The 26,798-nt window shown below is 58.3% G+C and carries 24 protein-coding genes and 2 tRNA genes; 15 read left to right on the forward strand and 11 right to left on the reverse strand.

Features of this window, described 5'->3' with window-relative positions; genetic code table 11:
* Nucleotides 1-8: 8 nt before the first annotated feature.
* Both TM1040_RS11000 and xerC read left to right on the forward strand, forming a co-directional pair.
* Nucleotides 9-212 (forward strand): hypothetical protein, encoded by a 204-nt coding sequence (locus TM1040_RS11000; protein ID WP_044026742.1) that lies wholly within the window; start codon nt 9-11, stop codon nt 210-212.
* Complete coding sequence (xerC, locus tag TM1040_RS11005) at nt 206-1,207, forward strand: site-specific integrase (protein WP_011538667.1); 1,002 nt, start codon at nt 206-208, stop codon at nt 1,205-1,207. Before TM1040_RS11000 ends, xerC begins: the two co-directional genes overlap by 7 nt.
* Before the next feature lie 95 nt (nt 1,208-1,302).
* On the opposite strand, the gene TM1040_RS11010 is transcribed toward xerC, so the two are convergent.
* A tRNA-Leu gene (locus TM1040_RS11010) sits at nt 1,303-1,387 on the reverse strand.
* A 214-nt stretch (nt 1,388-1,601) separates the two neighbouring features.
* Between TM1040_RS11010 and TM1040_RS11015 the strand changes: the two genes are divergently transcribed.
* Both TM1040_RS11015 and TM1040_RS11020 read left to right on the forward strand, forming a co-directional pair.
* Nucleotides 1,602-1,675 (forward strand) — tRNA-Gly (locus TM1040_RS11015).
* A gap of 83 nt (nt 1,676-1,758) precedes the next feature.
* On the forward strand, nt 1,759-2,232 hold the full coding sequence (locus TM1040_RS11020; RefSeq protein WP_011538668.1) for an acyl-CoA thioesterase: 474 nt from the start codon (nt 1,759-1,761) through the stop codon (nt 2,230-2,232).
* A gap of 30 nt (nt 2,233-2,262) precedes the next feature.
* On the opposite strand, the gene pgl is transcribed toward TM1040_RS11020, so the two are convergent.
* The gene (gene pgl / locus TM1040_RS11025; RefSeq protein WP_011538669.1) at nt 2,263-2,934 is read right to left on the reverse strand and encodes a 6-phosphogluconolactonase; all 672 of its coding nucleotides are present in this window, start codon (nt 2,932-2,934) and stop codon (nt 2,263-2,265) included.
* A gap of 100 nt (nt 2,935-3,034) precedes the next feature.
* Nucleotides 3,035-3,304 carry an usg protein gene (locus TM1040_RS11030; protein ID WP_011538670.1) on the reverse strand — a complete coding sequence of 90 codons (270 nt, stop codon included), beginning with the start codon at nt 3,302-3,304 and terminating at the stop codon, nt 3,035-3,037.
* A gap of 190 nt (nt 3,305-3,494) precedes the next feature.
* Between TM1040_RS11030 and gyrA the strand changes: the two genes are divergently transcribed.
* Together gyrA and TM1040_RS11040 are read left to right on the forward strand one after the other, a co-directional pair.
* Nucleotides 3,495-6,233: a DNA gyrase subunit A gene (gyrA, locus tag TM1040_RS11035; protein ID WP_011538671.1), complete on the forward strand. Its 2,739-nt coding sequence runs from the start codon at nt 3,495-3,497 to the stop codon at nt 6,231-6,233.
* 130 nt (nt 6,234-6,363) lie between these two features.
* Nucleotides 6,364-6,714, forward strand: coding sequence for a DUF6614 family protein (locus TM1040_RS11040; RefSeq protein ID WP_011538672.1), 351 nt, complete (start codon nt 6,364-6,366; stop codon nt 6,712-6,714).
* A 54-nt stretch (nt 6,715-6,768) separates the two neighbouring features.
* On the opposite strand, the gene TM1040_RS11045 is transcribed toward TM1040_RS11040, so the two are convergent.
* The 3 genes from TM1040_RS11045 to TM1040_RS11055 form a co-directional block, all read right to left on the reverse strand.
* Nucleotides 6,769-8,238 carry a carboxypeptidase M32 gene (locus TM1040_RS11045; RefSeq protein WP_011538673.1) on the reverse strand — a complete coding sequence of 490 codons (1,470 nt, stop codon included), beginning with the start codon at nt 8,236-8,238 and terminating at the stop codon, nt 6,769-6,771.
* 4 nt (nt 8,239-8,242) lie between these two features.
* Nucleotides 8,243-9,388, reverse strand: a complete 1,146-nt coding sequence (gene ctaA / locus TM1040_RS11050; RefSeq protein WP_011538674.1) for a heme A synthase — start codon at nt 9,386-9,388, stop codon at nt 8,243-8,245.
* A gap of 63 nt (nt 9,389-9,451) precedes the next feature.
* On the reverse strand, nt 9,452-10,201 hold the full coding sequence (locus TM1040_RS11055; protein ID WP_011538675.1) for an RNA methyltransferase: 750 nt from the start codon (nt 10,199-10,201) through the stop codon (nt 9,452-9,454).
* A 156-nt stretch (nt 10,202-10,357) separates the two neighbouring features.
* Here TM1040_RS11055 and TM1040_RS11060 point away from each other — a divergent pair, with 156 nt between their 5' ends.
* The 4 genes from TM1040_RS11060 (at nt 10,358) to TM1040_RS11075 (ending at nt 13,738) form a co-directional block, all read left to right on the forward strand.
* Complete coding sequence (locus tag TM1040_RS11060; protein WP_011538676.1) at nt 10,358-10,990, forward strand: thiamine phosphate synthase; 633 nt, start codon at nt 10,358-10,360, stop codon at nt 10,988-10,990.
* A gap of 139 nt (nt 10,991-11,129) precedes the next feature.
* Nucleotides 11,130-12,038, forward strand: a complete 909-nt coding sequence (locus TM1040_RS11065) for a PfkB family carbohydrate kinase (protein ID WP_011538677.1) — start codon at nt 11,130-11,132, stop codon at nt 12,036-12,038.
* Nucleotides 12,035-12,943, forward strand: a complete 909-nt coding sequence (locus tag TM1040_RS11070) for a pseudouridine-5'-phosphate glycosidase (protein WP_011538678.1) — start codon at nt 12,035-12,037, stop codon at nt 12,941-12,943. The genes TM1040_RS11065 and TM1040_RS11070 overlap by 4 nt, the downstream gene beginning before the upstream one ends.
* 87 nt (nt 12,944-13,030) lie before the next feature.
* Complete coding sequence (locus tag TM1040_RS11075; RefSeq protein WP_011538679.1) at nt 13,031-13,738, forward strand: DUF502 domain-containing protein; 708 nt, start codon at nt 13,031-13,033, stop codon at nt 13,736-13,738.
* Here the strand turns inward: TM1040_RS11075 and TM1040_RS11080 are convergent, their stop codons facing one another.
* Nucleotides 13,739-14,767, reverse strand: a complete 1,029-nt coding sequence (locus tag TM1040_RS11080) for a patatin-like phospholipase family protein (RefSeq protein ID WP_011538680.1) — start codon at nt 14,765-14,767, stop codon at nt 13,739-13,741.
* A 94-nt stretch (nt 14,768-14,861) separates the two neighbouring features.
* A complete protein-coding gene (locus TM1040_RS11085; RefSeq protein ID WP_011538681.1) occupies nt 14,862-15,635 on the reverse strand; it encodes a 3-hydroxybutyrate dehydrogenase in 774 nt (257 codons plus the stop codon).
* 334 nt (nt 15,636-15,969) lie between these two features.
* Between TM1040_RS11085 and TM1040_RS11090 the strand changes: the two genes are divergently transcribed.
* Complete coding sequence (locus TM1040_RS11090; protein ID WP_011538682.1) at nt 15,970-17,799, forward strand: extracellular solute-binding protein; 1,830 nt, start codon at nt 15,970-15,972, stop codon at nt 17,797-17,799.
* A 235-nt stretch (nt 17,800-18,034) separates the two neighbouring features.
* Entirely contained in the window at nt 18,035-18,259 is a 225-nt protein-coding gene (locus TM1040_RS11095) for a hypothetical protein (protein ID WP_044026743.1), read from the forward strand.
* Nucleotides 18,260-18,317: 58 nt separating this feature from the next.
* On the opposite strand, the gene TM1040_RS11100 is transcribed toward TM1040_RS11095, so the two are convergent.
* Complete coding sequence (locus TM1040_RS11100) at nt 18,318-18,947, reverse strand: helix-turn-helix domain-containing protein (RefSeq protein WP_011538684.1); 630 nt, start codon at nt 18,945-18,947, stop codon at nt 18,318-18,320.
* Nucleotides 18,948-19,025: 78 nt separating this feature from the next.
* On the opposite strand from TM1040_RS11100, the gene TM1040_RS11105 reads away from it, so the two are divergent.
* From TM1040_RS11105 to TM1040_RS11115, 3 genes are all read left to right on the forward strand, one after another.
* Nucleotides 19,026-20,534, forward strand: coding sequence for a class I adenylate-forming enzyme family protein (locus TM1040_RS11105; protein ID WP_011538685.1), 1,509 nt, complete (start codon nt 19,026-19,028; stop codon nt 20,532-20,534).
* 3 nt (nt 20,535-20,537) lie between these two features.
* Nucleotides 20,538-21,239 carry a DsbA family oxidoreductase gene (locus TM1040_RS11110; protein WP_011538686.1) on the forward strand — a complete coding sequence of 234 codons (702 nt, stop codon included), beginning with the start codon at nt 20,538-20,540 and terminating at the stop codon, nt 21,237-21,239.
* A 190-nt stretch (nt 21,240-21,429) separates the two neighbouring features.
* The gene (locus TM1040_RS11115; protein ID WP_011538687.1) at nt 21,430-22,653 is read left to right on the forward strand and encodes a multidrug effflux MFS transporter; all 1,224 of its coding nucleotides are present in this window, start codon (nt 21,430-21,432) and stop codon (nt 22,651-22,653) included.
* A gap of 80 nt (nt 22,654-22,733) precedes the next feature.
* On the opposite strand, the gene mfd is transcribed toward TM1040_RS11115, so the two are convergent.
* Both mfd and TM1040_RS11125 read right to left on the reverse strand, forming a co-directional pair.
* On the reverse strand, nt 22,734-26,183 hold the full coding sequence (mfd, locus tag TM1040_RS11120; RefSeq protein ID WP_011538688.1) for a transcription-repair coupling factor: 3,450 nt from the start codon (nt 26,181-26,183) through the stop codon (nt 22,734-22,736).
* A 30-nt stretch (nt 26,184-26,213) separates the two neighbouring features.
* Entirely contained in the window at nt 26,214-26,735 is a 522-nt protein-coding gene (locus TM1040_RS11125) for a hypothetical protein (RefSeq protein WP_044026744.1), read from the reverse strand.
* Between the last annotated feature and the right edge of the window lie 63 nt (nt 26,736-26,798).

The following is a 26,798-nucleotide window of genomic DNA, read 5'->3' on the forward strand; positions in this document are numbered from 1 at the left end:
ACTCCCCCATGGGACGAATCGCACAGATAGCAGTTGCCGAACGCACAGCGGCAAAGATGATGGACATGGCTCCGTCAGACTTTCGCCGATTGGTGCAGGCCGGATCTCTCCCCTCTCCAGTTCGTATCTCTGGCTTTGAGCGCTGGCGGGTGTCCGACCTTGAGTCAGTTTTGAACGGCAACGCTATGAGCGAAGATGAGTTCACATGGTAAAGAAGTTGGAGCGAAAGTATGTGACGACCAAGACCGTCAAGGGTCGTGTCTACTATTATTTTCGGCGCGGAGAGACGTATCAGCGTCTTCCAAATGACCCTGACAGCCAAGAATTTGATGATGCTTATTGGGCCATCCGATCAGGGCGCGCGAAAAAAAAGGCCAAAACGACATTCGAGGCCCTGATTGTCAGCTACTACCAGACGCCAGAGTTCAGAGATCGAAAGCCCAGAGTGCAGCAAGAGTACAGACGCACGCTTGAGCTGATCAGAGAAAAGAACGGCCCCAAGGATTTCACCAAGCTGCGCAGGCGCGACGTTATTGCCGCTCGCGATGCGTATGCCGATACATGGCGTAAAGCAAATGCAATGGTCGAGATGATTTCCATCCTATCGCGTCACGCCATCGATCTTGAATGGATTACAGCAAATCCAGCAAGCGGGGTGAAGAAGCTGACGGGGGGTGAATATGAGCCTTGGCCTGACGCCAAGCTGCAAGCCTTCGAGGCATTTTGCAAGAAACATGATCTCGAATGGGAATTGACTGCCTACATGCTGGGTGTGGGAACCGGTCAGAGAATCGGTGACGTGGTAGGTATGGAGTGGGCGCACTATGACGGCCAGTTCATCGCTGTCGTTCAAGAGAAGACAGCAGCGCGTTTGTGGGTAGCTTGTCCTACGTTCTTGAAGCGATACCTCGACGGCTTGCCGCGTAGAGGGCGCTTCATCATCGCGCAGTCACTGCACAAAGGAGTCGCGAAGCGGACTATTCAGCAGCGCGTCATGGCCGTGCGCGAGAAAATCGGTGCTGTTGGCTATGTAATTCACGGATGGCGATACACCGCTGCGGTCCACCTGGCAGAGGCCGGTGCGAGCGATAGCGAGATCCAAGCTGTGACCGGTCACAAGACGCTTGAGATGGTCAAGAAATATCGAAGTCAAGCCAATCAGAAGCGCCTTTCAAAGTCCGCACAAGCGCGACGGACCAGAACATGAACAGAACGAGAAAGCGGGAAACTAAATGGGAAACTCGACAAACGCCGCAAAAGTTGGCTTTCCCTAGGGTCTAGATTTTTTGTTTGGAAACAATGTGGTGCGGGTGAAGGGACTTGAACCCCCACGCCTTGCGGCGCCAGAACCTAAATCTGGTGCGTCTACCAATTCCGCCACACCCGCAGTGAGAGGCTATTTGTCAGCCTCGCTTCGGAATGTAAAGAGCTTTTGGGGAGAACGCGACGTGAATTGCCTCGATAATCTTCTGCAATCTGGGGTGGTTGCCTCACTGCATAGGTGTCCACCGCTAGCCTACTGAAAGCGGATGAGAAATCACCAGAACTGAGGATCAATTCGCTTGCCGAGGTCAGCCGGTCAGTGGTAATGAACCCCTGTCGCGGGTGTAGCTCAATGGTAGAGCAGCAGCTTCCCAAGCTGACGACGAGGGTTCGATTCCCTTCACCCGCTCCAAACTCCCCCTGACCTCTATCGTACCTCGTCTGCCGCCGCTGGAACGGCTTGCGTTTGCGTGGGTTTCGAAATAGGCCAGTGCCATGGAACCTCGATTTCTCACCCCGCTCACCGCCGAAGAACAACGCGCGTATGGCCTGTCAAATCCCGCGCCCATGGCAATGGCGGACCGGGTTCGGTTCTCTGAAATCGACATCCTGCAGCATGTAAACAACAAAGCCTATCTCGACTGGTTCGAGGCGCTTCGGGTGAACTACTACAACAGCCATTTTCGCCATCATTTCAATGGCGAAGAGCCACGTCATGTGGTGCGCAACGCGGATATTCACTATCTGCGCGAGATGGTGCTCGGGGAAACCTATATCACCACTGCTCGGGTTCTGTCGTTCCGGCGCACCTCTTATGTGCTGGAACAGCAGATATGGTCCGGCGATCTTCGCGCCAGCATGGTCGGGGTGATGGTGTTTAGAACCGCGGACGGCAGCGCCGGCTATCCGATCCCGGAGAGCCTGACGCAGCAGTTTGTCGACGTTGATGGGGCGACGCAGGCAGGCTGAGCACCTCCCTGCGGCAAGATCATCGAGGGCTCAGGCAGCCCAATGGACCTCACATTCAGACAGGACAGCCTGAATCGGCGCTTCTTCTGGCGGCAGGCTTTGCGCGCGTTCCAGCGCCTCGCGTTTGTCCGCACCAAAAATCACCAAGTGTTTTGCCATAGCGGCGTCCAGGACCCGTGCGGTCAGCGTGATACGCGGCTCGGGTTGGCTATCGGGACGCATTACGGCAAGCTCTGGCGCGTCTGCGGCCAGCGCGGCCTCGAGCCCGGAAACGCCCGGAAAGAGGCTGGCCGTGTGCATGTCCGTGCCCATGCCCAAGAGCGCAACTCCAAGGCCACCCTGCCCGCGCACCTCTTCGCAGAGCGGCGCGATCGCGTCGTTTGGCTCAAGCCCTGTTTTGTAAAACGGCAAGAACCGGGCCTCGGACGCACGGTTGGTCAAGAGCCGATTGCGGATCAGCTTTGCGTTCGAGCGATCGCTGTCCTCTGGAACCCAACGCTCGTCCGAAGCCATCACGCAGACATTGGCCCAATCGAGCTCAGCAGCGCAGAGGTCGTCGAATATCGGGCCCGGAGTGGTGCCGCCAGCGACGGCGATGGCGGCGTGCCCATCGTTCAAAAGCTGGGTTTTCAGATCCCCGGCAATCCGATTGGCAACCGAGATCGAGAGCATCTCTCTATCCGGATATTCGTTGAAATACATGACACTGCTCCTGAAACTTGAGGTCGCATCCCGCAGGATGAAATCGTCTGTTCAAAACAGTGTCACAGCTTGCCGCAAAGGCCAAGCCATCGAACCGGATCTAGTTGATGTAGAATTCGCCGACGACGTTTCGCCATTCCCCGGCGGAAACCATCTTGCGATGCGCAAAGCGAACGTGATGAAGGGCTCCTTCTATCTCTTCCTGCCAGAACTCGATGAAGGAAAACAATCGTGGGTGGTCCGGGGCGAGATCATAGTCTTGCCAGACGAAGGTGTTCAAGACATGGGCGTAGTCGGGCATTCTGTAGGTCAATTCGGCCGTTGTGAGCCCATATCCCTTGAGCATCAATTCTGTCTCTGATGGCGCCATTTGTGTCCTCCGAAAAGTTTCGATACACCCAGCCTATTCATGATAGGTAAATTTTCAAATAAATCAGTTTGTTAGCAGTTATCCGTAGATGCTGCTAAGGTTTGCAGGGCTGCTTGCTTGCACGGTATATGCGCAGTCTGATAAGGTAGTCCCACAATATATAGATCCCAAAGAGAAGCGGGCAGCCAACGTGAGCGATACGCCGGAAACCCCTGAAAACCCTGACGAAAACCTACCTCAGCGTCCATCATACGATGGTCCGACGGTCTCCATCGAATCCGAGATGCGCAACTCGTATCTCGACTATGCGATGTCGGTCATCGTCAGTCGCGCCATCCCCGATCTTCGGGATGGTCTGAAGCCGGTCCACCGCCGGATCCTCTATGCGATGCATGAGACCGGAAACAGCCACGACAAGGCCTACCGCAAGTCGGCGCGTCCCGTTGGCGACGTGATGGGTAAGTACCACCCGCATGGCGACAGCGCGATCTATGACGCCCTTGTCCGTATGGCGCAGGACTTCTCCATGTCCCTGCCGCTGCTGGACGGCCAGGGCAACTTTGGCTCCATGGACGGCGATAACCCGGCTGCGATGCGCTATACCGAAGTGCGCATGGACAAGCCTGCGGCCTTCATGCTCGCCGATATCGAAAAAGAAACGGTTGATTTTCAGGACAACTACGACGGCAAGGACAAGGAACCCACTGTTCTGCCAGCACGTTTCCCGAATATGCTGGTCAATGGCGCCGGGGGTATCGCGGTGGGGATGGCCACCAATATTCCGCCGCACAACCTTGGCGAAGTGGTGGATGCGACGCTTGCGCTGATCGAAGATCCCGATCTGACATCCGAGCAGCTCATCGAATATGTGCCGGGACCGGATTTTCCGACCGGCGGCGTGATGCTGGGCCGATCGGGAGCGCGCAAAGCCTATCTTGAGGGGCGCGGCAGCGTCATCATTCGCGCAAAAACCCGCGTCGAAGAGATCAGGAAAGATCGCTATGCTATTGTAGTTGATGAGATTCCCTATCAGGTCAACAAAGCGTCCATGATCGAGAAAATCGCCGAACAGGTGCGAGAGAAGCGCATCGAAGGCGTGGCACATGTGCAGGACGAGTCCGACCGCAACGGTGTGCGCGTGGTCGTCGAACTGAAGCGCGACGCGACACCCGAGGTGGTTCTGAACCAGCTTTATCGCTTTACGCCGATGCAGACCTCTTTTGGCTGCAACATGCTGGCGCTGAACGGCGGTCGCCCCGAGCAGCTGACCCTGCGCAAATTCCTTACATCTTTCATCGACTTCCGCGAGGATGTTGTCGCACGTCGCACCGCGTATAACCTGCGCAAGGCACGCGAGCGCAGCCACATCCTGTGTGGCTTGGCGGTGGCAGTGTCCAACGTCGATGAGGTCGTCGCCACCATCCGCTCCTCTGCGGATGCGGCCGAGGCCCGTCACAAGCTGATGACTCGTCGCTGGCCTGCGGCAGATATTGCCGGCTACATTCGCCTGATCGATGATCCGACCCACACGATGAACGACGACGGGACCTATAACCTCTCTGAGGTACAGGCCCGCGCGATCCTCGAACTCCGGCTGCAACGCCTCACCCAACTGGGGGTCAAGGAAGTCACCGACGAGCTTGAAGAACTGGCAGGTAAAATCAAGGAATACCTTGAGATTCTATCGTCACGCGAACGTATCATGAGCATCATCGCCGATGAGCTTGCCGAGGTCCGCGAGAGCTTTGCCGTGCCGCGTCGCACCGAGATCGTCGACTGGTCCGGCGACATGGAGGACGAGGATCTGATCGAGCGCGAGGACATGGTCGTGACCGTGACCTCTGGTGGCTACATCAAGCGTACGCCGCTCGCCGATTTCCGCGCCCAGAAACGTGGCGGCAAAGGGCTGTCCGGGATGCAGACCAAAGAAGAGGATGTGGTGACCACGCTCTTTGTGGCGAATACCCACACGCAGCTTCTGTTCTTTACCACCGACGGGATGGTTTACAAGCTTAAGACCTGGCGCCTGCCGCAAGGGGGACGGACCTCCAAGGGCAAGGCGATCGTCAACATTCTGCCAATCCCCACGGGCGTCTCCATCGCGGCGATCATGCCAGTCGATCGGGATGAAAAGGAATGGGATGATCTGCAGATCATGTTCGCGACCTCTGCTGGAACTGTGCGTCGTAACCGGTTGTCCGACTTCACAAATGTGATGCGCAACGGCAAGATCGCGATGAAGTTCGAGGATGAGAACCAAGGCACCAAGCTGATCAATGCGCGCATCTGCTCGGAAGATGACGACATCATGCTGGTGACCAATACCGGTCGCGCGATCCGCTTCCCTACCACTGAGGTGCGCGTCTTCAACTCTCGCAACTCGGTCGGTGTACGCGGGATCAAGCTTGGCGAGGACGACGAGGTTGTCTCCATGTCGGTGATCCGTCACTCGAAATACACGCCCGAGCAGCGCTCCGCCTATCTCAAGATGCGTCGCGCCATGGCGGGTCTGACGGATGAGGATGCCTCTGACGAGGATGCGGTTGAGGATCCGAATTTCTCTACCGAGCTCTTTGCAGAGATGTCTGCGGCGGAAAACCTGATCCTGACCATTACTGCAGGCGGGTCCGGTAAGCTCTCGTCCAGTCACGATTATCCTGTGCGCGGGCGTGGCGGAATGGGCGTCACCGCGATGGACAAAGCCATGCGCGGCGGGGCATTGGTGGCCTCCTTCCCGGTAGAACTGGATGACCAGATCATGCTGGCAACATCCAAGGGGCAGTCGATCCGCGTGCCGGTTGATGGCATTTCCTTCCGGTCTCGTTCTGCGGGCGGCGTGCGGATCTTCAACACCGGTAAGGGTGAAGAGGTCGTCTCGGTCGCTTGGATTGCGGACAACGGTGACGACGAAGAAACCGTGGAAGAATAATCTCTTACCGCTAAAATCTCGCGAATACGCCGCTCCAGATTTGGGGCGGCGTTTTTCGTTTACGCTTCGCTCATGTTTTGGGCGCAAACTTGACCGTGATTTCCGCGTATTGAGTCGGGAGAAGCGGCGCATGAATCTCTACCATTGTCAGATTGACCTCCAACACGAAGCTAAGGCTTTGGCCTTTGCCAGCGCAGTGGAGCAATGGATGGAATATCTGAAAAGTCGCGGCGCGATCACCGGTTGGCGCCTACTTCGGCGCAAGCTGAACCTTGCAAACGATACCTGCAAGGATTTCCTGCTGGAGATCGAGTTTGAGAATATGACTCAGCTCGATCAGGCGTTTCGAATTCTGGGTGAACACGACGAGGAGGTCGCGCGCCTCTATGCAAACGTCAACGTTCTTATCGCGAGATCCGATTTTGGCCTCTATCGACCTTTCCCCGATCCCGAACGCGCGGAGCGGATGGCGTTGATCTAAAAAAAGCCCGGGACATATTGCCCGGGCTTTGATCTTTCTCCGACGTCACCTGTGTCAAAGATCATAGATCTCTGAGAATTTTGCTTCGAGGTAGTGCATCAATGGGGCGTGGGTCGGCGCAGAGCCTGCAGCATGGGCAATGGTCTCTTGCGGCTCTCGCAGCCCGCCGAATTGCTGCAGGTTTTCCCGCAACCATTCGGTCGCACCAGAGGTGTTTCCTTCAGACAGTTGTGCATCCAGATCCGCGATGTCGCGGCGCAGCGCCTCATGTAGGCAGCCAGCGTAGACGTTGCCAAGCGAGTAAGTCGGGAAATACCCAAAGAGCCCAACGGACCAGTGAACGTCCTGGAGGCATCCGTTTGAGGGCTTGTCCACCGCATAGCCAAAATCGGCAAGGAAGCGATCATTCCAGGCGCTCTCGAGGTCCTGAACCTCCAGATCGCCCAGCATCAAGGCGCGTTCCAGGTCGAATCGGAGCATGATGTGCAGGTTGTACTGCAGCTCATCCGCCTCTGTCCGGATGTAGCCATTCTCCACGCGGTTTACCGCTTTGTAGAACTCCTCCGGAGAAGAAACGCCAACATCCCCAAAGGCTTCGGTCATTTCCTTGAAGAGCCATCCGGTGAAGGCGCGGCTGCGACCGATCTGATTTTCATAGATCCGGCTCTGGCTTTCATGCACCCCCATGGAGACGCCGCGGCCAAGCGAAGTCAGCAGATGAACCCGGTCTATATTCTGCTCATAGGCGCCGTGGCCGACTTCGTGAATGGTTGAGTAGATGCAGTTGAACGGATCTAGCGGGTTGGTTCGCGTTGTAATGCGCACATCCAGACCGCTACCCGAACTGAAAGGATGGACCGCTTTGTCGACGCGACCGTGGCTCATATCATAGCCAAAGGTCTTGGCGACCTTGCGCGCGAGCTTCATCTGGGTGTTCTCGTCAAAGGTGCCAGACAGCCCCGCCGGGGTCGGTTTTTCCAGCACGCGCGCACGTAGATCGACCAGGCCCGGACGCATCGCATCAAAAATTTCCGCAATTTCCGAAGAGGTTGTGCCCTGCTCGTAATCTGCAACCATTGCGTCGTAGAGGTTTCCACCCGCCGCCAATGCCTGACCTTCCTGCCGCTTCAGTGCGACTACTTCGCTGAGGACCGGCAGGAATGCCGCGACATCTTCATCGGCGCGGGCCTGCGCCCACTTGCCTTGTGCCTCGGATGTGACTCGCGCGATCTGACTGGCCAGATCACCGGGGACCTTGACCGCCCGCTCGTAGGCGCGGCGAATTTCGCGCAATTGTGCCGCGCCGGTCTCATCCGGGGCCTGCGCAGTGTCGAGCCACTCTGCGACCCGAGGATCAGAGCGACGCGCGTGCAGCACGGCTTCGATTGCCGCCATCTCCTCACCGCGCTGGGGGGCCGCGCCGCGAGGCATCATGGTCTCCTGATCCCAGCCCAACCGACCTGCGATTTGACCCAGAGCCTGCGTTTGGCGTTCAAAAGCAATCAGTTCTTCAAAAGAGCTCATGTCTTCAATGTCCTTTGATGGAAGTTGCGACAGGATAGGCAGAGAGGAAGCGCGCGCGCAAGATCAGCACCCAAACCAGCACGGCGACGGCTTGGTGAACGATTGCGATCTCGACCGGGGCTGCGGTCATGACTGTGACGATGCCGATCACGAGTTGGAGGCTCAGTGCTGCGAACACGGCGTTGAAGGCAAATTGCGTCGCCTTGTGTGCGCTCCGGCGTCCCCGCAGCCAGACCACAACGGCAAAGGCAAAAAGAAGATAGCCGGCAACCCGGTGAATGAACTGTACAAGCCCAGGATTTTCAAAGAAGTTTTTCCACAGAGGCTCAATCATGAAGGGGCGCGGTGGAAAGATCTGCCCCCCCATAAGCGGCCAATCGGTGTAGGATCGCCCTGCATCAATGCCAGCCACCAGCGCACCCAGCAGGATCTGCAGGAAGGCAAAGTGCAAAAGGCCGGTGCTCATGCCAAAGAGCTTTTCTTCCTTCAGGCGCCGCGCCTGCATCAGGTCGCGTTCTTCGCGCCCGAGGAGAAACATGTACCAGGCCAGGAAACCGAGGATCACAAAGGCCAGGCCAAGGTGTGTCGCCAGCCGGTATGAGGCAACCGACGTCATCCCCTCACCAAGCGTCACACCGGAGGCAACCATCCACCAACCGATAGCGCCCTGAACACCGCCGAGAATACCCGGAAGAAGCAGACGCCCGGTCCAGCCAGTTGGGATGCTTCGGGTGACAAGAAAGCCGAAAAAGCCCAAGGCCCAGATCAATCCGATCACACGACCAAGCTGGCGATGGCCCCATTCCCACCAGTAAATAGTTTTAAAGTCAGAGAGTTCCATCCATGTGTTCATCAGATGGTACTGGTCGATCTGCTTGTATTTCTCGAATTCGGCCTGCCATTCGGCTTCGCTCATCGGCGGCACCGCGCCGGTCACGGGACGCCATTCCGTGATCGAAAGACCAGAGTCGGTGAGACGCGTCAGGCCGCCGACTGCAATCATGGCCACCACCAGTGCAAACAGCACCGCAAGCCAGACACGGATCGCACCGCGCGCGCCCCGGCGCTTGCGATCAATCCCGCCCGGCGTTGGCGAGGACTGTTGTTTGCTGTCGGAGGAGACTTCCTCAAAAATCGTGCGATTGCTCATCTTGGCCTCACATCTTAATCTTGCAGGACGCTAGGGTCTGAGGGTGGAAAGGTCCAGCGAGAGTTAGTCCTCTTCGCGCTGCTTCCAACGGACCATCTGTCGCATCACCCCATGTAGCATTTGCACATCAGCGCGCGTCAGTTGCATCCGGCTCCAGAGGTTGCGGAACACTGTCTTCATGCCGGGGGCCTTTTCGGGCGGGAAGAAATAGCCCGCTTCCGTCAGGCGCTCCTCATAGTGGTTCACAAGGGCTTCCACCTCTTGATTGGTTGCCCATTCGGATTTCCCGATTTCAAAGGTCTCATGCGCGACCTGCTCTTGCTGGCGGCGCCATTCATAGGCGGTCAGCAAGACACATTGCGCAAGGTTGAGCGAGGCAAACTCCGGGTTCACCGGCACGGTGATGATGGCGTTTGCCTTGGCAATGTCATCGTTTTCCAATCCGGCGCGTTCCGGACCAAAGAGAACGGCAACCTTCTCGCCCTGCACCATCAGTTCTGCGGCCTTCTTCATTGCCCCTTCGGGGCTGAACACCGGTTTGGTCAGCTCGCGCGGGCGCGCCGTGGTGGCAAAGACATAGGTGCAATCCGCCAGCGCTTCGGGCAGGTCCTGTGCCAGTTGCGCTTCGTCGAGGAGGCGCCCCGCTCCGGAGGCCATGGCCACGGCCTTGGGATTTGGCCAGCCATCGCGCGGCGCAACGATACGCATGCGGTCGAGGCCAAAGTTCCACATGGCCCGCGCGGCCCCACCGATGTTTTCACCCATCTGAGGGCGCACGAGCACAAAGTCAGGTTGAGGACGGTCTGAGGGCATCTTGGAACTCCGCAAAAATCGGCTCTGCCTTACTGTCTGCGCCGGGTTGGGGCAAGGCTTCGGGGTGGGAAAACCCACGCGATCCGTGCCCAAATCCTTGCGTTGCGCGTGAATTCGGGTAAATACCCGCCAATCACGCCAACAGGAGCCCTGACAATGGACAGCGCAGAGCAGACACCGGAGCAGCCGCAGATTTACCTGGTCACGCCGCCGAGCTTTGAGCTGGGGCAGTTTCCCGGCCAGTTGGCCCGCGTTCTGGACGAGATTGAAGTCGCCTGTGTCCGGCTCGATCTGGTGAGCCGCGATGAGGACACCCTGAGCCGCGCGGCCGACGCCCTACGCGAAGTCACCCATGCCCGCGACATCGCGCTGGTGATCTCGGATCATCAGATCCTCGCTGAACGGCTGGGGCTCGACGGGGTGCATCTGACGGATTCGTCGAAATCCATCCGCAGCGCCCGCAAGGCTCTGGGCACAGAAGCCATTGTCGGCTGTTTCTGCGGCGCCTCGCGTCATGAAGGCCTCACCGCCGGCGAAGCGGGTGCGGATTACGTCTGTTTTGGTCCGGTCGGGGCCTCCGGGCTTGGCGATGGGGCGATGGCAGAGGCGGATCTGTTCCAGTGGTGGTCCGAGATGATCGAAGTCCCGGTCGTGGCCGAAGGCGGTCTCACCGACGATGTGGTGCGCAAGATCGCGCCCTTTACGGATTTCTTTGCCGTCGGCGAAGAAATCTGGCGCGAGGAGGATCCGGTCGCAGCGCTGAAGTCGCTTCAGGCCGCGATGGGCTAACCACCGCACAGACCATTTCAACCTTACCAATGATTGCGCGGCATCGCCCGGCCGTGCACAGTCATTCCTGTTGCGACAAGAGGCTTCCGGCACCGTAAATGGGCTTGCGGGGGCCAACGAAAGGCGTCATGAGATCCCTATGACTGAAAGCGCTGATTTCTCCAAACCTGATATTCTCTGTGTCGGTTCCGTCCTTTGGGACATTATCGGCAGAAGCACCATGGAGATGCAGCGTGGCTCTGACATGCCCGGGCGCATCACCCGCCTGCCCGGCGGAGTTGCCATGAACATCGCGATGACGCTGGCGCGTTTTGGAATGAAACCCGCCGTGCTGAGCGCCATTGGGCGCGATCCCGAAGGGGATGAGCTGGTTTCGGCCTGTGGGCATCTGGGGCTGATGACGGACTATCTATATCGCTCGGAGGATTTGCCGACCGATCGCTACATGGCGGTTGAGGGTGCCAATGGGCTGATCGCGGCGATTGCCGATGCCCATTCGCTCGAGGCAGCAGGCGACAAGATCCTGCGCCCCCTCGTCGAGGGGCCGCTGGGCACGGCCGATGCGCCGTTTGAAGGACCGGTAGCGCTTGATGGGAACCTGAAGCTGGCGCTTCTGGATGAGATCGCGACCCATCCTGCCTTTGCGCGCTCGGATTTGCGCGTCGCGCCCGCCTCGCCCGGCAAGGCGGAACGGCTGCGCCCGTTTCTGACCCATGCCCGCGGCACGCTTTACGTGAACCTCGAAGAGGCAGGCCTGCTGTGTCAGGACCAGTTTACCGACAGTGAAACCGCTGCACAGGCGCTGCTGGCGCGCGGGGCTGCCCGCGTTCTGGTTACCGATGGTGGCCAATCCGCCACCGAAGCCGATGCCAGCGGTCACCGCACCCAAGTTCCGCCACGCGTCACCGTCGCCCGGGTCACCGGCGCAGGCGATACGTTCATGGCCGCCCATATCGCTGCTGAGGCGCGGGGAGAAGACCGCGACAGCGCGCTCGCTTCTGCGCTTCATGCAGCCGCAACCTATGTTTCCGGAGAACCGCCCCTTTGATCGACATTACCTATTCCGCAGAAGTCGAAGCAGCCCGCGCCGCAGGCAAACCAATTGTTGCGCTTGAAAGCACCATCATTACCCACGGTATGCCTTACCCGCAGAATGTCGAGGTGGCCGCACAGGTCGAGGCTGACATCCGCGCTGCAGGCGCTGTGCCCGCGACCATGGCTGTGATCAATGGTACACTGCATGTCGGGCTTGAGGCCGACACGCTGCAGTCGCTCGGTCAGGCAAAAGACGTTGCAAAAATCTCGCGCGCTGATTTTGCCGCCTGCATGGCGACGGGCGGCACCGGGGCAACCACGGTGGCTGCGACCATGATCGCGGCGCGGCTCGCCGGTATTTCCGTCTTTGCCACGGGCGGCATTGGCGGCGTTCACAAGGGCGCTGAGACGAGCTTTGATATTTCTGCCGATCTGCTGGAGCTGGCGCAGACGCCTGTGACGGTTGTGGCCGCCGGCGCCAAGGCAATCCTCGATGTGCCCAAAACGCTGGAAGTGCTTGAAACACAGGGCGTTCCGGTCATCGCCTATGGTCAGGACAGCTTTCCTGCGTTCTGGTCCGCGACCTCGGATCTGAAGGCCCCCCTGCGCATGGACAGAGCCACCGAGATTGCTCGCGCGCATTTCCTGCGCGGCGCGATGGAGTTGCCCGGCGGTCAGCTGGTGGCAAACCCGATCCCTGTCCAGGACCAAATCGCAGCCACCGACCTGGCCCCGATCATTGCACAAGCGCAAAGCGAGGCAGATGCACAGGGTGTGACCGGCAAGGATGTGACCCCCTTCCTGCTGCAGCGCATTTTTGAGCTCACCGAAGGGCGGTCTTTGGAGGCCAATATCGCACTTGTGCGCAACAACGCGCGCCTTGCGGCTGAAATTGCCAAAGAATTGGCCAAACTCTGAGACAATCTTAACCGGCTCGCATGCGAAACCATTGTAGCGCAGGGCGACAGTCCCTAATTTGCATGCGAGCCAACTAGATAGCAGACCATGAACACGCCATTCGACGAGACCCCGCCCCCGCCCCGCCGTCCCGGGCTCTTTGCCCGCCTTCGGTCGTCCTTTCTGACGGGGATTGTCGTCATTGCGCCAGTCGGTCTGACGATTTGGCTCCTTTGGACCGTGATGGGCTGGGTGGATGGCGTTGTTCTGCCGCTGGTGCCAAATACGTTTCAGCCGGAGCAGTATATCGGCATCAACCTGCGCGGTGTCGGGCTGATTATCTTCCTGCTCTTCACCATTGTGGTGGGCTGGATCGCCAAGGGCATCATCGGGCGTTCGCTCATTGGGTATGCCGAAAGCCTAGTCAATCGGATGCCGGTAGTGCGATCAATCTATTCCGGGATCAAACAGATCTCGGAAACGGTCTTTGCCCAGACCGAGCGCAGTTTTGAAAAGGCCTGCCTGATCCAGTATCCGCGTCGCGGCATCTGGGCGATTGGGTTCATCTCGACCACCGCCAAGGGTGAAATCGTCAAACACACGGAAACGAGCGGGCGTCTCGTAGGTGTTTTTGTGCCCACCACTCCGAACCCGACCTCCGGTTTTCTTTTGTATTTTCCCGAAGAGGACGTGGTCGAGCTCGACATGACCGTCGAGGACGCGGCAAAGCTGGTGATTTCGGCGGGTCTGGTCTACCCCAATGGCAAGGACGCAGCCGAGGCGCTTGAGGAAAAAGCCGCCAAAGAGCTTTCCTGATCAGCCAAACATCTCAACAAGATCAACGGTTTGCCGTTGATTGAGATCGTCTCTATGGGCTGCTAGAAACGCATCGGCTGCGTTGCGCCCCGCTTCTTTGAGCATGTGAAGGACCTGCGGGATCGGGATGAGCTTGGTTGTCACCGAAAGACGCGTCATCAAGGCATCATCGGCAATCATATGCACCAGAACCCGCTTCATCTGGCCTTCTTCAATATTGCCCTGCGAAATCAACCTTTGCACAAACGAGATCGCGCGGAGTTCGCGCAGCAAGGACGAGTTGAAGCTGATCTCATTGATCCGGTTTTGAATGTCATGAGCCGTCTTTGGCACTTCCTCACGCACCAGCGGATTGATGTTCACAACAATCAGGTCGTCCGGAAGGTCGTCGCGAAACAGCGGAAACAGCGCCGGATTCCCAGTATAGCCGCCGTCCCAATAGGATTCGACATGCCCGGTCTCGGGATTATCAATCTCGATCGCCTGAAACAGATTGGGCAGGCAGGCCGAGGCCAAAATGGCGTCGGTTGAAACATCTGTTCCGGAGAACACCCGAACTTTGCCGGTTTGAACGGATGTGGCGCAAATAAAGAGATCAGGCCCCGCATCGGCGCAAACCTTGTCGAAGTCGAATTGTTCAACGACCGGCTGTAAAGGGTTTCGATAAAATGGACCGTAGGTATAGGGGGAGATCGCCTGGCTCATAGCCTCAATGGGAGAAAAAGGCGCAGCCACCTTGAGCGCGCCCAGGATTGGAGCGGCGTCAAAGCCGGCGATCCAATTGGCCATCCGCATGTCGCCCACAGCCCCCATGCGTGCCCAGAGCCGATCCAGGGACGCCTTGGCGCCTGCACGCCCCTCTTTGGCCATGCCCGCCTTGAAAGCCGCACCGTTGAGCGCCCCCGCAGAGGTTCCCGTGATGGCTGCGACCTCGATGTCCGGATCTTCCAGGATGCGATCCAGCACCCCCCAGGTGAAGGCACCATGTGCGCCGCCGCCCTGCAGGGCCAGATTGATCTTTTTGACCATGGTTGCTGTTTCCCTCGCGTTCCGGTCCTGAACATTCAGGTCCCGGCACAGATGCGCGCTGCCGGTTCAGTGCCCCGGCCGCGCGCAGGCATCCTCAGAGTGCGGTCCAGCCGCCGTCGACGCTGATGGTGGTTCCGGTGATTTGCTTGGCCGCATCCGAGCAGAGGAAATTCACGGTCCCGCCCAGTTGTTCGACGGTGGCAAACTCTCGCGAGGGCTGGCGTTCGAGCATCACCTTCTTGATGACCTCTTCGCGCCCCATGTTGTATTTCTCCATGGTGTCAGGGATTTGCGCCTCCACCAATGGGGTCAGCACATAACCCGGACAGACCGCGTTGCAGGTGATAGGCTCTTCGGCGGTCTCAAGCGCAACGGTTTTTGTCATGCCCACAATCCCGTGTTTGGCCGCGACATAGGCCGATTTATAGGGAGAGGCCGTCAGCCCATGGGCCGAGGCGATGTTTACCACCCTGCCCCAACCGGCCGCGCGCATCATCGGCAGGGCCGCCGCCGTGGTGTGAAACGCAGAGGTGAGGTTGATCGCAATGATCGCGTCCCATTTTTCGGTGGGGAAGCTGTCAATCGGGGCAACATGCTGGATGCCGGCATTGTTCACAAGAATATCGCATTGGCCCGCCGTCTCGATCAGCGCGCGGCATTGCTCCGCTTTGGACATATCCGCCTGAATATAACGCGCCTCCACTCCAAATTCCTTGCCGATCTCGGCGGCGATGGCGTGGTCTTCATCGCGATCGGTGAAAGAGTTCAACACAACATTGGCGCCAGCCTTGGCCAATTCCCGGGCGACACCCAGACCGATTCCGGAATTGGACCCGGTGATCACTGCGGTTTTACCTTTGACGGACATGAGCATTCCTCTGCTAGCCTGCTTTCCTTTCGCTCAGCTTCGCATGCTGCAGGCGCAAAATAAACGCCCTTCGGATCGGAAATTTACATCACAGGAGTGCAACGCGGGAATTGGCTGCTGCACCGGGCGCGGTCACCACAAAAGAAAAAAACGCCGGCACGAAGCCGGCGTTCAGTTATTGAGGCAGGTTTCATACAGGCAAGAAACCTATCGAGCAGTGACACTGTTATAAGCAATTTCTGGCCTCGGTCCAAGCTAAAAGTTTGAACTCTTCCCGTAGCCCAGATAGCGTCATGACTTATGAAAATAAGGGCAGCGCAGGATTGTTCTCAAAATGAGACCATTATTTTTCTCTTCTATCCGCTCAGCCGTGGCTGGAATCACGTTTCTCACCGGGGCGTCCTTTGCGGCCGCAGAATCAGCCCATGGCATCGCCATGTATGGCGATCCCCAGCTTTCGCCGGGGTTTGAATCTCTGCCCTATGTGAACCCCGAAGCCCCAAAAGGCGGCGCGGTTGTATTTGGCAATCTGGGCGGTTTTGACTCCCTCAATCCATTTACCCAGAAAGGCAACCCGCCCTGGCAAATGCGGTTCTGGGGTTACGAGAGTTTGATGGGGCGCTCCTATGACGAGCCGTTTTCGCTCTATGGGTTGCTGGCCGAATCGATTGAAACGCCAGAGGACAGATCCTGGGTCGAATTCACGCTGCGCGAAGAGGCCAGGTTTTCGGACGGCACCCCGGTCACGATCGAGGATGTCATCTGGTCCTACGAGACCCTCGGCACCGAGGGAAACCTGCGCTATCGCGGTTTCTGGGCCAAGGTTGACAGCATTGAGCAGACCGGCCCGCGGAGCCTGCGGCTGACGTTCAATGTCGAGGATCGCGAGCTCGCGTTGATCGCTGGGCTGCGACCCATCCTCAAGAAGTCACAGTGGGATGGGCGTGACTTTGCAGATGCTCCGCCGAATGAGGCCCCCATCGGCACGGCGCCCTATGTGGTGAGCGACTTTGAACTTGGTCGCTCTGTGACTTTCACCCGCAACGCTGACTATTGGGGCAAGGATCTGCCACTGCGCCGGGGCACCAATAATTTCGACGAAATGCGACTCGAGTTCTTTGGCGACCAAACGGTCCTCTTTGAAGCCTTCAAGGCAGGGGAACTCTCGGCGGTGCGTGAATTCAACGCTGCGAAGTGGGATAGCGATTACGGTTTTGCACGCGTGCAAAATGGGGATGTCATCAAGACGGAAATTCCCAATCAGAAACCCTCGGGCATGACGGGGCTTGTGATGAATACAAGGCGCGCACCATTGGATGACTGGCGGGTGCGGCAGGCTCTTATCGAGGCGTTCAACTACGAGTTCATCAATGACACGCTGACCGGCGGGCGACTGCCGCGCATCACCTCTTATTTCTCGAACTCTTACCTGTCGATGCAGCCGGGAGAGGCAACAGGTCGTGTGGCAGAGCTGCTGGAGCCCTTTAAGGATGCGCTTCTTCCCGGCACGCTCGAAGGCTATGCGCTTCCGGTTTCTGATGGCAGCGAGCGCAACCGCGCCAATCTGCGCCGTGCCCGCGCCCTGTTGCAGGATGCCGGCTGGACCGTCGGAGACGACGGGATACTGCGCGACGCGAAGGGCGCCACGATGGCGCTCAAGGTTCTGCTCCAGAATGGCAACCTCGGCGAAGCTGAGATGCAAAAAGCCGTCGACATCTATGCCACCGCACTGGAACGTCTGGGGATCAGCCTGACCACAGACCTCGTTGACAGCGCACAATATGTCGAGCGCCAGGACGCCTATGAATTTGATCTGACCTTCTTTCGCCGCGCGCTTTCGCTCAGCCCCGGCAACGAACAGATGCTCTATTGGGGCAGCGCAGGGGCGGACACGCCCGGCTCTCGTAACCTGATGGGCATGAAAAGCCCCGCTGCCGAGGCGATGATCCAGCATATGCTGACGACCAAATCCTCGGAAGAGTTCATTGCCGCAGCCCGTGCTCTGGACCGGGTATTGACCGCAGGACGCTATGTGATTCCCATCTGGCAGTACGCAAAAAGCCGCATCGCGCATGAGGCAAGCCTGCGCTACCCGATGCGCATCCCGATCTATGGCGACGGGATCTATTACATGCCCGAGGTCTGGTGGAACGCCTCCGAATAAACCTCTAACCGGCCCTCTGGGCCGGTTTTTTTTCGCATCTGGCGAGGGGATTGAGTGGAAAATCATGCGCTGTTTTCTCACTGAAACGGCGCCTTTGAGCGAGGACACAGGCAGCACTGGCTCGGCCAAGATGAGCCTAATGTTTCAAATCCACTAAATTCTTATGACATTGTTGTTGTTTCTTGCTAGATTTGCGGCACAGAGTTCGAAATCTGTCTCAGACGCGAGTGATCCGATGTTGAACTGCACTGAAGTCGATCTTGCTCAGAGTTTGCCACGCCTGCGACAGCGGTTCCCGGGCTTTGTGGTCGATTCCAAATTCACTGCCAAGGCGCGTGGTGAGGATCTCGTCCGTGCGCTCGCCACCTCTCAAGGAATATCGATGACAGAAGCCCGCGAAGAGATGCGGGATTTTCTTTATCTGGAAAGCCTCAGAGCGGAGCTCAGCCTGACGCGTTGACCTCTACCGGCCCCGCCAGCAGGCAGGTCCGTGAAAGACTTCCGCTAGGATTGCCAGCTCACATCTGATTGAGCGATGTCACCCAGAGAATAGTCGCGTCTTCGGAACTGACCGAGATCACATTGTGCCCCATGGCGCCGTCATAATAGGCGCTGTCGCCTCGGCGCATCTCCACGGGTTCGTAAAACTCTGTATAGAGTTTGACGACCCCCGTCAGGACATACATAAATTCCTCGCCGTCATGGCGCACCCAGCCATCAAATTCATCCATGGAGCGCGCGCGCACACGGGCGCGATAGGGCAGCATGTTCTTGCGTGTCAGCCCATCTGCCAGCAGTTCATGCTCGTAGGTTGCCGTGGCATGCGCAGAGCCCTCGCCGAATTTGGTCACGATCATGCGGCCATTGACCTGATCGCGCTGCGGCGGCGTAAACAGCTGCGGCACGGAAATCTGCAGGCCGACCGCCAGCTTCTTGAGCGCGTCATAGGTCGGCGACATCTGGCCGTTTTCGATCTTGGACAAAGTGGATCGCGCAAGTCCGGCCTGGCTGGCGGCATGTTCGAGTGTCCAGTCCCGCTGCTTGCGCAGCTCGCGCACACGCGCGCCCAGATCTAATGCTTCGGGCGCGCTTTGATCGCCATTGGCGTGCGCGATAGAGATGAGTTTCTTCGGGTCGCGTTCCTGCATAGCAACCCTATAAGTCTGCACGCAGGGCCTTGCAACGCCGACTTGCTCGAATGCGCACCTCAGGATAGGCATTTCACCATGCTTTCCATTTTTGACACCGGCGCACCGCCTGCCTGCCCCCCAGCTTTCAATCTTGCGGCGCATGTCTTGCGCCACGCCGCGAACCGTGCCGGTCACCCCGCCCTGGTGATTGCAGGACCGGAGCAGGATCAGATCTGGACCTATGCTGCCTTTGAACGCGCGGTGCGGGGAACCGCACGGGGCTTTCTCGAATCCGGATTTGAGCCCGGCGATATCCTCTTGATGCGATTGGGAAATACCGTCGAATTCCCGATTACGTTTCTCGCCGCGATCCTGGTCGGTATTGTGCCAGTGCCGACATCTTCGCAGCTGACCAAACGCGAGGTCGCGCGGATGGTGGAGGATCTATCCCCCGCAGGGATCGTCAGCGCGCCTGACATCGCCACCCATCCGCACTCGCGCGCGGTCTCTCTTGATAGGCTGCGCGCCATGCAGTCCTGCCCACCAGCCGACGCCGTGCTCGGTGATCCGGATCGGCTCGCCTATATCGTCTATACCTCTGGCACTGGCGGATCTCCGCGCGCGGTGCAACATGCCCATCGGGCTATCTGGGCCCGGCAGATGATGATCCGCGACTGGTATGACCTGAGCCGAAATGATCGCCTGCTGCATGCAGGAGCCTTCAACTGGACCTTTACCCTTGGCACCGGGATCATGGATCCGCTGTCCGTCGGTGCAACCGCCATCATTCCATCTGCCGACACGGATCTTTTGGACCTGCCGCGGGTATTGACGCGCACTCAGGCGACGATCTTTGCCGCCGTACCAGGTGTTTATAGAAAGATTCTGAAGTGCGACACCCTGCCCGTTCTGCCTGACCTCAGACATGGGCTTGCAGCGGGTGAGGCTCTGAGTGGCGATATCCGCGACGGCTGGAAAGATCGAATTGGCACCCCGATCTTTGAGGCCTTTGGCATGTCTGAATGCTCCACCTTTATCTCCTCGGCCCCGCATCGCCCTTCTGTCGCACAGAGCATGGGCGCGCCACAACGCGGCCGCAGAATTGCGATCATCGGCGAGGATGGCCCTGCTCCAATCGGCGAAGAAGGGATCATCGCGGTTCACCGATCTGATCCCGGTTTGATGCTCGGCTACCTCAATGCCCCCGAGGAGACTCGCGCGCGCTTTGACGGTGAGTGGTTTTTGACCGGGGATCGTGGCATCATGCGGGCGGATGGCCAGATCATCTATTGCGGGCGCAACGACGATATGATGAATGCAGGGGGCTTTCGCGTCTCCCCGCTCGAGATCGAAACAGTGTTTGCGACCCATCCCGGTCTGTCTCAATTTGCGGCGGCTGAGGTGGAGGTGAAACCCGGCGTCCACATCATCGTGGGCGTTTTCAAGGGTCGCGAGGATGTGACCGAAATGGCGCTACAGGCTTTTGCACAAGAGCGTCTGGCCGCGTACAAACGCCCAAAGACTTACAAGCGCCTGGCGGAGTTTCCAACCAACCCGAATGGAAAACTCTTGCGCCGCGCCCTGCCCGATCTGTTTAAGGACTGACCCATGACTGAACCGCTTGCGCAAGTGAAACTCGATATTCTGTCGGATCCGATCTGCCCCTGGTGCTATATCGGCAAGACCCATCTGGACCGCGCTCTGGCAGAGGCGCCGGATCATCCTTTTGTGATCGAGTGGCACCCGTTCCAGCTCAATCCTGATATGCCAGGCGATGGCATGGACCGCCGCACCTATCTGGAAACGAAATTTGGTGGCAAAGACAACGCGGTAAAGGTCTATGCTCAGATCGCGGAGCATGCGCAGGCCGCGGGTGTCGAGATCAACTTCGAAGCCATGCAGCGCACCCCGAACACGATCAACGCGCATCGTCTGATCCATTGGGCCGGATTGGAAGCCAAACAATCCGACGTCGTCGACGCTCTGTTCAAAGCCTATTTCGTCGAGGGCAAGGATATTGGCGATCCCGTGGTGCTCGCCGATCTGGCCGAACAAGCAGGCATGGAGCGCGCCGTAGTTGAGCGTCTTCTGAGTGGTGATAGCGATGCAGAGGACATCCGCGCACGCGACGCGCATTCGCGCAAGATGGGTGTCAATTCGGTCCCGACATTTGTGATTGCCAATCAACATGTGGTGCCGGGTGCGCAACAGCCCGAGCTCTGGGCGCAGGTCATAGCGGATATTCGCGCTCAACTTGAACAATCGGCCGCCGCATCAGACTCGCCTGAAGAAGGTGATGCAGTGCATTAATAACGCGCGTGTTTTGCGGATCTGGCTCGCCCAGGCCGCCGGACATCGCTCCAGAGCGCACAGGGATCTGTGCGCTCATTTAACACTTGAAGCACTTCCCGCCACATTCATATCGTGTTAGCGCCGTTGGGCTGGTGGCCGAACCTTTCGCAGAGTGCGCCTATGTTCATGTCACCGCGAGAGGTTACACATGATTGAAAAACGCAAAAAAGCCCTGCCACAGGGCGAATTCATTGCTCTGATCGCGATGATGTTTGCAACCATCGCGTTCTCGATCGACGCGATGCTGCCCGCACTTCCGGAAATCGGCGCAAGTCTAAGCCCTGACGATATAAATCAGGCTCAACTTATTATTTCTTCCTTTGTTCTTGGCATGGGGGTTGGCACCTTTTTTACCGGCCCCCTGTCAGATGCCTTCGGGCGCAAGCCGGTGATCTTTGTTGGCAGCGGTCTCTATTGCCTTGGCGCTCTGGCTTCGTTTTTCAGCCAGTCTCTGGAGACGATTTTGATCTCGCGGCTGCTGATGGGGCTTGGGGCTGCTGGCCCACGGGTGGTCGCGATCGCGATTGTGCGCGACCTTTATGTCGGGCGCGACATGGCGCGCATCATATCGCTCGCGATGATGATTTTTACGCTGGTGCCCGCCTTTGCGCCCCTGCTCGGAAGCGGCATCATTGCTGTCTCCAGCTGGCGCGGAATCTTTGTCGCCTTTGCGGTGTTTTCGCTGATCACCGTGCTCTGGATGAGCATCCGTCTTGAGGAGCCCTTGCCCCGGGACAAGCGTCGGCCTTTCCGGTTGCCGCAGCTCATGGGCGCGCTTCGCGAGATGGTCAGCCATCCAACCGTACGTCTCTCGATCATGGCGCAGACCTTTTGCATGTCGATGTTGTTCACTGTTATCATAATGGTACAGCCCGTTTATGATGTCGTGTTCGCACGCAGCGAGAGCTTTCCCTTCTGGTTCATGATGGTCGCTCTGATGGCCGGTACCGCCAGCTTGTTGAATGCCTCTTTGGTGGGGCGCATTGGTATGCGGCGCATGGTGACCTGGGCCCTGGGAGTTCAGATCCTCATCAGCACAGGTGTCTTCGCCCTGACCCAGCTCTCACTTGGCGAGCCGACGAGCTTTTACATTTTTGTCTTCTGGCAGACGAGCGTATTCTTCATGGTAGGGCTCACCCTCGGAAATTTGAATGCCATCGCCATGGAGCCAATGGGGCATATCGCTGGCATGGCAGCGTCCGTCATGGGCGCCCTTTCCACCGTGGCGGCGGCAGTGATTGCCGCGCCGATTGGCCTTCTGTTTGACGGCACGATCATCCCGATGGTTGGCGGTGTTCTTGCAACCGCTGGGCTGGCGTTCATCGTAATGCTCTGGATGGGGCGCGTTGAGGCGGCAGCAACTCCCGCATAAAAGAACAGTCCCTCTGTCAGGCAGAGGGACTGTTTTAAATCAAAACCTTATGTAGATCAGTTGATGGAGCGGCCATCGCCCTAGCGGTTCTTCTTGCGCTCCGCGATGATCTTTTCAGCAAGGTCACGCGCGATGGCAAAGGCCCCTTTGATCTTGTCGCTGTCCTTGCGCCAGTCACGACGCACGACGATCTTGTTGTCCTTGACCTTCGCCAACCCATTTTGGGATTGAATGAACTCAACCAGACCTTGGGGCGAGGCAAACTTGTCGTTGTGAAACTGGATGGTCGCGCCCTTGGGGCCACCATCGAGCTTGGCAATCCCGGCCTTCTTGCACATGGCCTTGATCCGAACCACCAACATCAACGTGTTGACTTCTTTTGGTAATTTCCCAAATCGGTCGATCAGCTCGGCGGCAAAGCCCTCAAGTTCAACTTTGGTTGTGAGCGAGGACAAGCGGCGATATAGGCCCAGACGCACGTCGAGATCCGGCACATAGGCTTCTGGGATCAGAACCGGCACGCCAAGATTGATCTGCGGCGCCCATTGATCGTCGCCTTCAACCAGCCCCTCGACCTCACCGGATTTGATCTTGGCAATCGCCTCTTCCAGCATCGATTGATAGAGCTCATAGCCCACATCTCGCATCTGACCGGACTGTTCCTCGCCAAGAAGGTTCCCTGCACCGCGGATGTCAAGGTCCTGAGATGCAAGAGTAAAACCTGCCCCCAGAGTGTCGAGCGAACCCAACACACGTAGCCGCTTTTCTGCGCTATCGGTGAGTCTTTGTCGTGGCTTTGTGGTCAGATAGGCATAGGCGCGGGTTTTGGAGCGCCCCACACGTCCACGGATCTGATAGAGCTGCGCCAGTCCAAACATATCGGCGCGATGCACAACCATTGTGTTAGCGGTGGGAATATCCAGCCCGGACTCAACAATCGTGGTCGCCAGAAGAATATCGTACTTGCCGTCATAAAAGGCGTTCATCCGGTCATCGAGTTCACCGGCGGCCATCTGCCCATTCGCCACCACATAGGACAGCTCCGGCAGTTGCTCCTGAAGGAAGGCTTCGATCTCGGGCAGATCGGAAATCCGCGGCACCACATAAAAGCTCTGCCCGCCCCGGTAGTGCTCGCGTAGCAGTGCTTCGCGAATGGTGATCGCGTCAAACTCGGTCACATAGGTACGGATCGCGAGACGATCCACTGGTGGCGTGCCAATAATCGAGAGATCCCGAACCCCTGTCAGGCTGAGTTGAAGTGTCCGCGGGATCGGGGTTGCGGTGAGCGTCAGCACATGGATGTCGGATCGCAGCTGTTTTAGGCGCTCTTTGTGGGCCACACCAAAATGCTGCTCCTCGTCGATGATCAACAGCCCAAGGTTCTGAAAGCGGATATTCTTGGCCAATAGCGCATGGGTCCCCACAACGATGTCGACCGTGCCCTTGGCCATGCCTTCGCGTGTCTGGCTAGCCTCTTTTGAAGTCACAAAGCGCGACAACTGTCTGACTTCGAGAGGAAATCCACGGAACCTCTCTTTGAAAGCCGCAGCGTGCTGACGGGCGAGCAATGTGGTCGGCGCAACAATCGCGACCTGAAGGCCGGACATTGCCGCCACGAATGCGGCGCGCATGGCCACTTCGGTCTTGCCAAAGCCAACATCGCCGCAGATCAGACGATCCATCGGCTGACCCGAGTTGAGGTCGCTAATTACATCTTCGATGGCGCGCAGCTGATCGTCGGTTTCCTGATAGGGGAAACGGGCGGAGAACTCTTCCCAGGCATGCGGCGGCGGATCCATCGCAGGCGCTTTGCGCAAGGCGCGCTCAGCGGCAATGCGGATCAAGCGATCCGCCATCTCGCGGATGCGCTCCTTGAGGCGGGCTTTCTTGGCCTGCCAGGCACCGCCTCCGAGCTTATCCAAGAGGCCTTCGTCATGGCCGTATTTGGACAGCAGTTCGATGTTTTCAACCGGAAGATAGAGCTTTGACTCTTCGGCATATTCCAGCAACAAACATTCATGTGCAGCGCCCGCGGCAGTCACGACCTCAAGTCCGATATAGCGGCCAATGCCGTGATCGACATGCACCACAAGATCCCCCGGAGAGAGGGATTGCGCCTCGGTGAGGAAATTCTCCGCCTTGCGGCGCCGCTTGGGCTTGCGGATCAGCCGATCCCCAAGCACGTCCTGTTCGGAGATCACCGTCATATCCGGTGCTTCAAAACCGTGTTCCAGCGCCCAGACCGCGAGGTGGAGGCCAGACTTTCCGATCCGCCGTCCGTCCGAGACAGCGATCGTCTCGGCGAGGCCCTCATCCTCGATGAGGCCGCTCAGGCGTTCACGCGCACCCTCGGAATAGGAGGCAACAACCACTGGCCCCTTGGTCATCCGCGCTTTGATATGGTCGGCTAACGCACCAAAAAGACTTATGTTTTCCTGCTGGCGCTCGGGCGAAAAATTGCGTCCGATGCGACCGCCCGCATCGACCACACCAGGGCCGGAGGCCTGAGGGAACGGATGGAATTGAACCGCGCGATGGGCGTCAATCTGCGTCTCCCAGGTGGTGTCATCGAGATAGAGAAGCCGTGGCGGGGTCGGTTTATAGACCGAGTCCATGCGCCCCTTGGTGTCCATCGCGATTTTGCGGGTCTCATATTGATCGACGATGCTGTCCCATCGCGCCAAACGCGCCGGGGTCAGCTGATCGTCCAGCGTGACCGATGCATCGGGCATATAGTCAAACAGGGTCTCAAGCCGCTCATGAAAAAACGGCAACCAATGCTCCATGCCTTGATGTTTGCGCCCTGCACTTACGGCCTCATAAAGCGGATCATCACTGCCGGCCGCGCCGAACTCTATGCGGTAATTCTGTCGAAACCGGGTGATCGCGGCCTCATCAAGGATCACCTCGGAAACCGGCGCAAGCTCGACCACCTCGAGCTTTTCGGTGGTGCGCTGGGTGGCGGGATCAAACCGGCGCGCGCCATCAAGCGTGTCGCCAAAGAGATCAAGCCGAACCGGCCCGCTTTCGCCGGGCGGAAAGATGTCGATGATGCCGCCGCGAATGGCGTAGTCGCCGGGTTCCATCACCGTTGGGCTTTGGGAGAACCCCATACGCACCAGGAACTTACGCAACGCATCTTCATCAATTCTGGAGTTCACCCGCGCGGAGAATGCGGCTTCTTTCAAAACCTCGCGCGCAGGGACGCGTTGCATGGCGGCATTCAGCGTGGTGAGCAGGATGAACTGGTCCGGCAACCCGTGCACCAGCGCCGCAAGGGTCGCCATGCGCGCAGCGGAAATATCAGCATTGGGCGAGACACGGTCATAAGGCAGACAATCCCAGCCGGGGAAGATCACCACCGGAATCTCTGGGGCAAAGAACCGCAAAGCCGCGCGCATGGCTTCAAGCCGCTTGTCATCGCGGGCGATATGCAGCACCGGGCCGGCGCTTCGCGCCATTTCTTTCAGAACCAGGCGCGCGTCATACCCCTCGGGTGCGCCCCCCATTACGACGGATTGCTGTGACATAAGCGTTCCTTAGTAGATCCTGTTGGCTCTTTAGCCGAGCGCGCCAAAAGTGAGGTTCTGATACATTCCCCAAAGGGCGGTGACAAATATCGAGATAACGCCGACCAACTGTATCAGAACCCGCGCCCGTGTGAGCCGTTTGCGCAGCGCATCAATATCATGCGGCGTGCGCAGGGCCCGAGCGGCGCGCAGGTTAATTAGGCCGACGACATACATCGGTATCAGCATCAGCACCACGGCCTGTGCAAATTCGACGCGGTAGTAAAACCCCAAAAGCACCAAGGTGGTGATCATAAAAAACGCAAAAGCAGTGAGGGCAAACCCCGAAACTTCAGAGATATAAAGAAGCCTGTTCACCTGAATGCGCACCGCATCCTGGAGATCTTGGGCCGCTGATCCACCGTGTTTTGCCGCGCGCGCGACCATGTCAAAGGGTACGCCAAGAACCCAGTGGCTCGCCGAGGACCACAGCACCGCCAGCGCGATCCAGTACCAAAGGTTCGAAAACGACCTGAGGTCGATCAACTCGAAGATGAGACTAAAGAGATCCAAGGTGTTTGGGTTCCCCAAGAGAGTAAACAAAAGACGCCCTGCGCGCTGCCTGCCCTGTATCCA

It is taken from the genome of Ruegeria sp. TM1040 (assembly GCF_000014065.1).
Classification (GTDB): domain Bacteria; phylum Pseudomonadota; class Alphaproteobacteria; order Rhodobacterales; family Rhodobacteraceae; genus Epibacterium.